This window comes from Shinella sp. M27 (assembly GCF_049199905.1).
In the GTDB taxonomy this organism is placed as follows: Bacteria; Pseudomonadota; Alphaproteobacteria; order Rhizobiales; family Rhizobiaceae; genus Shinella.
The window spans coordinates 23,503-31,702 of the sequence record NZ_JBLZPK010000007.1; the positions used below are offsets into that span (position 1 = coordinate 23,503).

Here is an 8,200-nt window from a genome sequence, read left to right on the forward strand (position 1 = left end):
TTGGCGCCCGTATCGACGAAGGCCTCGACCTTCTCGCCCTTGGAGACGGCAAGCGCCGTCTTCACGCCATCATAGCCCATGCGGTAGGGATCCTGCACGACGAGGCCGGCCAGCACGCCCTCCTTGAGGAAGCCGACGGTCTTCTCATCCGAGTCGAAACCGATGACCTTGATCTTGTCGCCGAGCTTGTTTTCCGCGATCGCCTGGCCGACGCCCTGCGCCATGATGAGGTTGGAGGCGAAGACGCCAACGAGGTTCGGGTTTGCGGTGATGAGGTCGGTCATCATGTTGAGGCCGGTGGTGGCCTGACCGTCGGCATATTTGTCGGCCACGACCTTCAGGCCCGGATATTTGGTCTTGACCTGATCGAGGAAGCCTTCGCGGCGCTGGTCGAGCGAACCGACGCCCGGCAGGCTGGTGATGATGGCGATCTCGCCCTCTTCCTTGCCCGTCGCGGCCTTGACGGCGGCAGCAAGGCCATCGGCGCCGATGCGGCCGCCCTGCACGTTGTCGGTGGTCAGGAACGAGGTGAAGGCTTTGGAATCCGCCGATGAGTCGATGCCGATGATCGGAACGGATTTCGCGGCCTCATCGACCGGCTTTCCGAGCGCCTTGAATTCCGTCGGCGAGATGACGACGGCGGCAGGACCGCCGGCAACGGCGTTTTCCAGAATGCTGATCTGGCCGTTGATGTCGGATTCCGACTGCGCGCCGAGCTCCGGCACATTAACGCCGAGATCCTTGCCGGCCTGGCGGGCGCCGGCGAGCACGATCTGCCAGTAGAAGGACGTCGTATCCTTGACGATGATCGGAATGGTGACATCCTGCGCGAAGGACGCGGCCGGTGTCATGGTGGCGAGGACTGCGGCACCCGCCAATGCCGTGAAGGCGCGACGGGACAGAAGCGATCTTACAATGCTCATCAGGTTTCTCCTCTCAGATGCTTCCTGTCCTCCTTAAGGGGATCGCGTTGCAGGAAGCGGACAACTCGACCTTTTATCGATAAAAAACATTTTCTGCGGCAAGCTACACCCGAGCCGGTTTCCTGGCAAGCGGATGATGGTCAGGCAAAAAGCTACGTTTCCAAATGATCCAGTCCATCGTCCCCGTCCTCCCAAACGGTGACCGCCACATTCTGCTAGACGCGGAAGACTTCATGCGGGTGCAGAACACCCTTCTTCAGAATGATATTGCCATAGAGGCGGAATTCCGTCGTGGCGACGATATAGGCCGCCTTTTTCGCCATCTCGTAGAATGCGAAACGCTCGACCGAATGAACGGTGAAATCCCCTGCCAACCGGTTCACCAGTTGCTGGAACGTCGCGCAGACCTCCGGCACCGCCGTGGGATCGCCGACCACCTCCATGCGCCAGGCCGCCTCAGGCACGAACGTGTCGAGCGGCATATGGGCCAGGATCGCCTCGGTGATCCCTACGGCATCGACACCATCGGCGCGGATGACCTTGGGGCCGAGAAAACTCGACGGAAAGTTAGCATCGGCGATGACGATGTCGTCGCCATGGCCCATGGTTCTGATCGCGTGCAGAAGCTCCGGCCCGAGCAGCGGATGAATGCCTTTCAACATGGTCTTGCGATCCTTTCCGATCAAAATCTATTGCCTGACGGCGTCTTGCCCCAATTCAGGCGCCACCAGCGTATGGGGCTCGAAAGCCGGATAAATATCTTTGCTCAAATCCAGGCGCGCGAGCGCCATATTGCGATGCAGGCTCTCCGGCTTCGCGGTGCCGATGAGGACGGAGGCAACGGCCGGATGCTCCAGCGGAAACTGCAGCGCCGGTGCGGCGAGTGGAATACCTCTCCTTTTCGCAACCTCCATCATCGCACTGACCTTGCCGGCGATTTCTGGGGTTGCCGGCATATAATCGAAATGCGCACCCTCGACCGGGCCGGTCGCAAGAATACCGGAATTGAACACGCCGCCAACCACTAGCGACGTGCCTTTCGTCTCGCAAAGCGGCAGCAGTTCCGCCACCGCTGAGCGATCCAGAAGCGTGTAGCGGCCGGCGAGAAGGATGCAGTCGAGATCGGTCTCGCGCAGCACGTCGAGGCAGACGGGGATCTCGTTGACCCCGAGACCGAAGGCCTTGATGGCGCCCGACGATTTCAGCGCCTGCAACGCTCTTAAGCCGGAGTCGAAGAACTGGCGCATATGAAAGGCATTGCGCTCGGCGCCGTGCGTATAGACGCCGATATCGTGCACATAGAGGATGTCGATGCGGTTGAGGCCGAGCCGGGCATGACTGAGCTCGACCGAGCGCATGATGCCGTCATAGCTGTAATCGTAACGCACATCGAAGGGCAGCGGATCGACATAGCCATAGCTTGGCACCTTGTCGTCAGGCACCGGAAACATGATGCGCCCGACCTTGCTGGAAAGCACGTAGCCACCCGGCTTGTCGCGCAGAAAATCGCCGGTGACACGCTCGGCGAGGCCGAAACCATACCAGGGGGCGGTGTCGAAATAGCGCAGGCCTTCGTCCCAGGCGGCTTGCAGCGTGGCCATCGCCACGTCGCGCGGACAGGCGCGGTAGAGCCCGCCAAGCGCGGCGGTGCCGAAACTGAATTCGGTCACGGCAAGGCCCGTCCTCCCGATGGTCCGCGTCTTCATGTCTCCTCCCGGCCGGCGTCCTCCCGCCAGCGCTTTTGTCTTTTATCGACAATAGACAGATTGCCGTCAATGGGTAATATGACGACAGGAGGAGCCGGGAGGAATGGGACGCATGGTGCGACAGCCGTGCGTCTGGCCATTTTCCCGGTCAACCACTAGAGCATTTCTGCTTTTCTTCGAATCGCGAAAACGCTCTGATTGTTAGTTTTCGCGCAATCCCGGACGCAAAACCGCTGCGCAATTTTGCTGGGATTGCTCTAAGGGACGCGAACCCCAACAACCGGCGGCACCCATGGCCAAACAGAACACCGTCTTCAAGGACGCCTTCAATCGCTGCCTCAAACTGCTGGAGCAGACCGCAAGCCTGCCCTCAGAGCCGGAGCTTGGTGCGACACTCGGCGTGAGCCGCACGACTGTGCGCGCAATCCTGACCCGGCTTGAAGAGGTCGGCCTGCTCACTTGGGAGAAGCGCCGAAAGATCGTGCTGCGCAAACCCGTGGCGGCCGATTATTTTCCGACAGAGGAGACGGATTCACTGTCGGAAATCATCGAGCGCAGTTTCATGCGCCGGATTCTGGCCGGGGGTGCGGAGCCCGGCATGCAGATCAACGAACTGGAACTCGCCCGCGAGATCGGCATCGGCACGACGAGCGTGCGCGAATTCCTCATCCGCTTCAGCCGCTTCGGCCTGATCGAAAAGCGGCCGAACAGCCATTGGGTGCTGAAGGGTTTCACCCGCGATTTCGCGCTGGAACTGACGGAAGTGCGCGAAATGTTCGAGCTGCGCTCCGCTGCCGCCTTCGCGCATCTGCCCGGCGAGCATCCCGCCTGGCAGGAGCTCGACGCCATCGAGGCCGTGCATCACGCCATCCTCGCCGATATCGAGAACCGTTATCTCGACTTTTCCGAGCTTGACGAGCGCTTCCATCTCCTCGTGCATCGCGCGTCGAAGAACCGCTTCGTCGTCGATTTCTACGACGTGATCGCGATCGTCTTCCACTATCACTACCAGTGGAACAAGACGAATGCGCGCCAGCGCAATGCCCGCGCGCTGGAGGAGCACCTCGCCTATATAGCGGCGCTCCGCTCACGCGACCCGGCCCGGATCGAGCATGCCTGCCGCCAGCACCTGAAGTCGGCGCGCGAAACCCTCCTGCAATCGATCAACTGACGGAAAACCCATGGCAACGCCCATCCTGCAATTCGGAACCAGCCGCTTCCTGCAGGCCCATGCGGACCTCTTCGTCAGCGAAGCGCTGGAACACGGCGAGGCGCTTGGCCGCGTCACCGTCGTGCAGACCACCGGCTCGCCGGAACGCGCCGGGCGGCTCGCCGCCCTTGCCGCGCCGGAGGGGTATCCCGTCATCGTGCGCGGCCGGCGGGATGGCCGGGATGTCGACAGCCGGCAGCGCGTTACCAGCATTGCCCGCACCCTTTCGACGGCGACGGATTGGGATGCGGTAAAAGCGGTCTTTCGCGATGAGGCCGAGGTCGTCATTTCCAATACGGGCGATACCGGCTACCAGGTCGGCCCCGACGATCTTGCCGGTACCGTGCCCGCCTCGTTTCCGGGTAAGCTGCTGGTGCTTCTTCACGATCGCTTCCGTGCAGATCGTCCCGGCCTGACCGTACTGCCGTGTGAACTCGTCGCGCGCAACGGTGATGTCCTCAAGCATCTGATCCTGGACTTGCAATCCGATCGTTACCCGGAGTCTGATTTTCGAGCTTGGCTGTCCGGTGATGTGATCTGGGCCAATACGCTGGTCGATCGCATCGTCTCCGAGCCGATCGAACCCGCCGGCGCGGTGGCGGAACCCTATGCGCTCTGGGCGATCGAAAGGCAGCCCGGACTGACGGTGCCGTGCACGCATCAAAACATTCTCGTCGTCGACGATCTCACGCCCTATGAGAAGCTGAAGCTGCACATCCTCAATCTCGGCCATACGGTGCTGGCGGATCTCTGGCTGAAAGAAAACCGGCCCGCGGACGAGACCGTGAAGGCGATCCTTGCGGACGGCCGCGTTCGGGAACGGCTACTCTTTCTCTACGGGCAGGAGGTTGTGCCGGGCTTTGCCGCCAAGGGGCTTGGGAACGAGGCGGAAACCTATGTCGCCGCGACGCTGGAGCGCTTTGACAATCCCTTCCTCGATCACCGGCTGCGCGACATCGCCAATCACCATGCGGAAAAACTCGTCCGCCGCATTGTGGATTTCCATGCCTGGACACCCGAAGTGCCCAAGCCCGAACTCCTGGCGATGGCCGGCGGTCAGTAACCGCCGCCGCGCTTTTCCGCTTCCTTTTCACCGAGGAAGCTGCGGCGCAGGTTTTCGACCGCCGAAACGAGGCAATTTACATCGGTGCCGATCGCCAGGAAATCCGCGCCGAGATCGCGATAGACTGCGGCCTGCGGCAGCGAGACGGTCATGATGCCCCGCGCCTTGCCGTGCGCCTTGGTGCGCGCGAAAATATGCTTGATCGCTTCCAGCACCTCCGGCGCACCGGGATTGCCGAGATGGCCCATATCGGCGGCCAGATCCGATGGGCCGATGAAGATGCCGTCGACGCCCTCGACCGCGGCGATCTCGTCGACCGCCGCGAGGCCTGCGCGGTTTTCCACCTGCACGATCAGGCAGATCTGGTCATTGGCGGTCGTGATGTAATCCGGTGTGCGGTTGAAATCGCTGGCCCGGCCAAGACCGGCGCCGACGCCGCGGATGCCATGCGGCGGATAGCGCAGGGCGCGCACCAAAGCTTTTGCCTCTTCGGCCGATTCGACCATCGGGATCAAGAAGGTCTGGGCGCCCTGATCGAGCAACTGCTTGAGAATCCAGGCCTCGCCCATCGGTGGGCGGACCATGGCATGGGTGGGCGTGTGGCGCAGCGCTCCGATCTGCGCGCTGATCAGCGGCATGTCGTTCGGGCCGTGCTCACCGTCGATCAGCAGCCAGTCATAGCCGCTGGTCGAGAGAATTTCCGCCGCATAGGCGCTGCCAAGTGCTGCCCAGAGACCAAGCTGAAACCGACCCTCGCGAAGGGCTGCCTTGAAGGCGTTTTTGGGTGCTGTCACGATTTTCCCTCTCGACATAAGCCGGCCGGCGGTGTTCGCCGGCCGGGTCATCAGACTGAATACTGCTTATGCAATACCACCGAGGCAGACATATTTGATCTCGGTGAACTCCTCGATGCCGTAGCGCGAGCCCTCGCGGCCGAGGCCCGAGAGTTTCACGCCGCCGAACGGCGCCTCCGCCGTGGAGATCAGGCCGGTGTTGACACCCACCATGCCGTATTCCAGTGCCTCCGCCACGCGGAAGACGCGGGAGAGTTCCTTGGCATAGAAATACGAGGCAAGCCCGAACTCCGTGTCGTTCGCCTGCGCGATCACATCGTCCTCGTCCTTGAACCGGAACAGCGGCGCGACGGGACCGAAAGTCTCTTCGCGGGCGACGGCCATATCCGGCGTCACATCGGCAATCACGGTCGCTTCGTAGAACGTGCCGCCCAGCGCATGGCGCTTGCCGCCCTGCACCACACGGCCGCCCTTCTTCACGGCGTCAGCGACATGCTCCTCGACCTTCTCAAGCGCGGCATTGTCGATCAGCGGGCCGAGGATGACGCCCTCGTCGAAACCGTTGCCGGTCTTCAGCTTGCCGACGGCGCTCGCGAGCTTTTCGGAGAAGGCGTCATAGACACCCTCCTGTACATAGAGGCGGTTGGCGCACACACAGGTCTGCCCGTTGTTGCGGAATTTGGCGATCAGCGCACCCTCGACCGCCGCATCGAGATCGGCATCGTCGAACACGATGAAGGGCGCATTGCCGCCGAGTTCGAGGCCGAGCTTTTTGATGGTCGGGGCGCACTGCTTGTAGAGTTCCGCACCGATCTCCGTCGAGCCGGTGAAGGTCAGCTTGCGCACGGTCGGGTTTGCCGTCATCTCCGCGCCGATCTCGCGGGCAGAGCCGGTGATGACCGAGAACAGGCCGGCGGGAAGGCCGGCGCGTTCGGCGAGCACGGCAATCGCAATCGCCGAGAACGGCGTCTGCGAGGCGGGCTTCAGCACCATGGCGCAGCCGGCGGCAAAGGCCGGGCCGGCCTTGCGGGTGATCATGGCATTGGGGAAGTTCCACGGCGTGATCGCCGCCACAACACCGATCGGCTGCTTCATCACCAGGATGCGCTTGTCCTTCTGGTGGCCGGGCACGATATCGCCATAGAGGCGGCGGGCCTCTTCGGCGAACCATTCGACGAAACTGGCGCCATAGACGATCTCGCCGGTGGCTTCCGCCAGGGGCTTGCCCTGTTCCATGGTCAGGATACGGCCGAGATCGTCCTTGTTGTCGATCATCAGCTCGAACCACTTGCGCAGGATGCCGGAGCGCTCCTTGGCGGTCCTCGCCGCCCAGCCCTTCTGGGCGACGGCTGCGGCATCGATGGCTTCCTTCGTCTCCGCAGCACCGAGCTTCGGCACGTAGCCGACAAGCTCGCCCGTCGCCGGGTTCTTCACCGCGATGCCGCTGCCGTCAGCTTCGATCCAGCGCGTGCCAACCAGCGCCGCCTGGCGCAAAAGGCTCGGGTCTTTCAGTGTCATCGGCGTTCTCCCATTGCGATGCCGTCATTTGTGTCGCAAGCGTTATATTGCCTCCCCCACCCCTTCGACAATGCGGCAGACATGCGATTTTGACGCTTCGCGGCGCTGGCCGGCCGGTCTAAGGTCGGCCCGCTGATTTGATACGAGGCTTAACAATGACCCATCCCACCGGCCGCGCTGCCGACCACGCCATCGCCCCCATCTTCCTCGACCGCTGGTCGCCCCGCGCCTTCACCGGTGAGCCCATGCCGCAGGAGGTGCTGCTGTCGCTGTTCGAGGCCGCGCGCTGGGCACCGTCGGCCGCCAACGGCCAACCCTGGTATTTCGTCTATGGCCATCGCGGCACCGAGGCGTTCCAGACGATCTACGACACGCTCGACGAGGGCAACCGGCGCTGGGCCGACAAGGCGTCCGTGCTCATCGTCATCGTCTCCCAGACGCACCGCAAGAATGCTGCCGGCGAGATGCGCCCGGCCTATACGCATGCTTTCGACACCGGCACCGCCTGGGGTTATCTCGCACTGCAGGCGATCCATGCCGGCTATCACGCCCATGGCATGGGCGGCATCGACAGGGACAAGGCGAAAGAGGTTCTGGGCATTCCCGATGGTTTTCGGGTGGAAGCGGCCGTCGCCATCGGCAAGATTGCGCCGAAGGAAACCCTGCCGGAGGACCTGCTGAAACGCGAGGTGCCCAGCGGGCGCAAGACGGTCGCGGAGTTCGTCTCCGAGGGACGTTTCAACGCCCCCTGATCCGGCCAGCCGGAGCAATGCCATGGATAATGTTGATGACGATCGCCTCTGGGCGGCGCTGACCGGGCAGGACAAAGGTCAGGATGGTGTCTATGCCGTCTGCTCGAGCGGCATCTATTGCCGCTTCGGCTGCCCATCCCGGCCACCGCTCCGGAAGAATGTCCGGTTCTATGCCGCGGCCGTTCAAGCATCGGAGGCCGGCTACCGGGCTTGCAAGCGCTGCAATCCGGACGT

At 62.7% G+C, this 8,200-nt stretch carries 9 protein-coding genes; 4 read left to right on the plus strand and 5 right to left on the minus strand.

Annotation, left to right across the window (positions count from 1 at the left end):
* From ACOZK4_RS01305 to ACOZK4_RS01315, 3 genes are all read right to left on the minus strand, one after another.
* Positions 1–923, minus strand: a 923-nt coding sequence (locus ACOZK4_RS01305; protein WP_421589989.1) for an ABC transporter substrate-binding protein, incomplete at its 3' end; no start/stop codon positions are given.
* A 215-nt stretch (positions 924–1,138) separates the two neighbouring features.
* On the minus strand, positions 1,139–1,585 hold the full coding sequence (locus ACOZK4_RS01310) for an RbsD/FucU family protein (RefSeq protein ID WP_421589990.1): 447 nt from the start codon (positions 1,583–1,585) through the stop codon (positions 1,139–1,141).
* A gap of 27 nt (positions 1,586–1,612) precedes the next feature.
* A complete protein-coding gene (locus tag ACOZK4_RS01315; RefSeq protein ID WP_421589991.1) occupies positions 1,613–2,629 on the minus strand; it encodes an aldo/keto reductase in 1,017 nt (338 codons plus the stop codon).
* 292 nt (positions 2,630–2,921) lie between these two features.
* Between ACOZK4_RS01315 and ACOZK4_RS01320 the strand changes: the two genes are divergently transcribed.
* A complete protein-coding gene (locus ACOZK4_RS01320; protein ID WP_421589992.1) occupies positions 2,922–3,800 on the plus strand; it encodes an FCD domain-containing protein in 879 nt (292 codons plus the stop codon).
* 10 nt (positions 3,801–3,810) lie between these two features.
* The gene (locus tag ACOZK4_RS01325) at positions 3,811–4,902 is read left to right on the plus strand and encodes a mannitol dehydrogenase family protein (protein ID WP_421589993.1); all 1,092 of its coding nucleotides are present in this window, start codon (positions 3,811–3,813) and stop codon (positions 4,900–4,902) included.
* Here ACOZK4_RS01325 and ACOZK4_RS01330 read toward each other — a convergent pair.
* The gene (locus ACOZK4_RS01330) at positions 4,896–5,696 is read right to left on the minus strand and encodes an HpcH/HpaI aldolase family protein (protein ID WP_421589994.1); all 801 of its coding nucleotides are present in this window, start codon (positions 5,694–5,696) and stop codon (positions 4,896–4,898) included. The genes ACOZK4_RS01325 and ACOZK4_RS01330 overlap by 7 nt on opposite strands.
* 66 nt (positions 5,697–5,762) lie before the next feature.
* On the minus strand, positions 5,763–7,214 hold the full coding sequence (gene gabD / locus ACOZK4_RS01335; protein WP_421589995.1) for an NADP-dependent succinate-semialdehyde dehydrogenase: 1,452 nt from the start codon (positions 7,212–7,214) through the stop codon (positions 5,763–5,765).
* Positions 7,215–7,369: 155 nt separating this feature from the next.
* Between gabD and ACOZK4_RS01340 the strand changes: the two genes are divergently transcribed.
* Both ACOZK4_RS01340 and ACOZK4_RS01345 read left to right on the plus strand, forming a co-directional pair.
* Positions 7,370–7,966, plus strand: a complete 597-nt coding sequence (locus ACOZK4_RS01340) for a nitroreductase family protein (RefSeq protein ID WP_421589996.1) — start codon at positions 7,370–7,372, stop codon at positions 7,964–7,966.
* A 22-nt stretch (positions 7,967–7,988) separates the two neighbouring features.
* The coding region (locus ACOZK4_RS01345) for an Ada metal-binding domain-containing protein (RefSeq protein WP_421589997.1) at positions 7,989–8,200 on the plus strand (212 nt) is incomplete at its 3' end.